A 2,003-nucleotide genomic window follows, 5' to 3' on the forward strand; every position below is an offset into this window, starting at 1 on the left:
GTCTTATCAACTTTAAAAGTGTTTTGGGCCTGTACCGAAGCCACACTCATAACCGTAGTGCATATGGCTATAATACCGGTAAGTAATTTATTTTTTACTGACATGAAGTTAGGTTTATAAGATTGCAGATACATAAATATGATTTTTATGCCAATAAAAAAAGCCTGCCACTATAAGTAGCAAGCTTAATACATTGGGCAACCTTACCGTAGCCCTTACGACCAGAACCCCTGTGCCTTGATTTGCCCGGAAGCATAGCCTTGCTGTTTCAATAATTTACGCAGCTGATCTACCATTGTATTATTGCCGGCCAGGTAAAACAGCGTATTATCTAAACTGTAGTGTTGATTAACCAGCCACTCTATTAAACTATGATGCCCGTAAGTATCGTAGCGCGCAATAGGCGCTAAGGGCGACGGGAAGTATTCGCCCAATAATTTACGATGCCCTTCATTGGCCATAACAATGGCACCGGTAAAACGGCCGCTTGGTATAACTGTTTGTTGCAGTGCCAGCAAATGCCCCAGGCTGCTTTCATCGCCCAAACCAATAATTGTTGATGTACCTAACGGGCAATGCCGGGTAACACCTACTTTAATGTAGCTAATATTATCCCCTTTTTGCAAATTACGCGCCCACAAACTACCCGGCCCGTTGTGCGCAGCATCAACAAAAATGGTGCAGGTGCAGGTTTCGGCATCCCAGCCGGATGGGGTATAATCGCGAAAGGTAAAATCGGCGACTTTAAATTTAATGTAAGGTATATTTTCGGCCCATTGTGCCATATCAGCTATGGGTAAATGCAAGTCAATTTCAAGCATGGTGCAGGGCTGCCAGTGCCTCACCTCCAGCACAGTGCCGGCGTGCAGCATGCGGCCTTCCAGTAATTTTGCTGCCCTGCCTTTTATCTTACTTAAAGTGGATGTTTCCATGTACTATGTTTTAACAGTACAAAGAAACATCCACTAAAAGCCCGAAACAATGGAAAATCCGGGGTATTGATTAGACTATTTACGGTTCTGGGCACGAAACTCCAAAGGCGTTTCATTGGCAGTTTTCTTAAATAACCGGGAGAAGTAGGTATGATCCTCATAACCCAGATGGTGTGCAATTTGCTTTACATTAAGCTCGCTGTAATATAACAGGCGTTTAGCTTCCATCACTACCTCCTGGGCTATCCAGTAACTTACAGAAAAACCTGTAGCCTTTTTCAGCGCTTCATTAAGGTACGATTCTGAAACGTTAAGCATGCCCGCATAAGCAGACGGACTTTTAATGGTCCGGATATGCCTGCCCAGCAATTGCTTAAACTGCTGCGATAATTGTAGCGGCCGGCTTAGCTGCATACCTGTATTATTTACCTGGCTGTAGTAACAGGCAACCATACCAATAAATGACTGTAATAGCGAATGTACCACAGGTATATAAAACGAACTTTTTACATCGCTATCGTATTTTTCAAGCAATAAACTGAGTATACTCTTACATTGCTGTAATTGCTTATCATCCAATAAATGAGGTTGCTGTAGTTTTAACTGTGTCTCAAAAACATTCCGATAATCGGTTGATATCAGCATGGTATCAACCGCAATGAACCAGCCATAAACTATCTCATTTTTTATACTGTGATGTACCTGTCCCGGCAATACATAGTAAAGTGAGTTTTTACCGAATGGCAGCGTCTGAAAATCAATCATGAGTGAGGCATTGCCTTTCTCGAGCAAAAAGAAAAGGTAATGGTCATCCCTATGCGCCCCCAGGTAATGATCATCCACATCATCTCCTAACAGTTCCATTTCCTTACGCATACTGCCAGGTGAAAAATACTTGATCTCGAACCCGGCCGGGTTTGCCCTGTCTTTTAACTGATGTACCGGGATATCTTTCATATGCTCAAATGTAAAAATTATAACACCCAAATATTCATCAAGCTTCAAACAATATTATATAAATTAGATATACATAAATAATAATTTAGATTAATCTAAATTATTAAATAGATA

2 protein-coding genes are annotated in these 2,003 nt (G+C 41.4%); both read right to left on the reverse strand.

Annotation, left to right across the window (positions count from 1 at the left end; all coding sequences use genetic code 11):
• Positions 1 to 215 precede the first annotated feature (215 nt).
• Positions 216 to 932: a ferredoxin reductase domain-containing protein gene (locus RG47T_RS19375; protein WP_074491100.1), complete on the reverse strand. Its 717-nt coding sequence runs from the start codon at positions 930 to 932 to the stop codon at positions 216 to 218.
• Between the two features lie 75 nt (positions 933 to 1,007).
• Positions 1,008 to 1,889 carry an AraC family transcriptional regulator gene (locus RG47T_RS19380; RefSeq protein ID WP_139235733.1) on the reverse strand — a complete coding sequence of 294 codons (882 nt, stop codon included), beginning with the start codon at positions 1,887 to 1,889 and terminating at the stop codon, positions 1,008 to 1,010.
• Between the last annotated feature and the right edge of the window lie 114 nt (positions 1,890 to 2,003).

It is taken from the genome of Mucilaginibacter polytrichastri (assembly GCF_001911425.1).
GTDB lineage: Bacteria > Bacteroidota > Bacteroidia > Sphingobacteriales > Sphingobacteriaceae > Mucilaginibacter > Mucilaginibacter polytrichastri.

Bases quoted from the DNA above. Each gene is read 5' to 3' on its own strand.
- RG47T_RS19375 (WP_074491100.1), bottom strand. From the start codon at position 932: ATGGAAACATCCACTTTAAGTAAGATAAAAGGCAGGGCAGCAAAATTA.
- RG47T_RS19380 (WP_139235733.1), bottom strand. From the start codon at position 1,889: ATGAAAGATATCCCGGTACATCAGTTAAAAGACAGGGCAAACCCGGCC.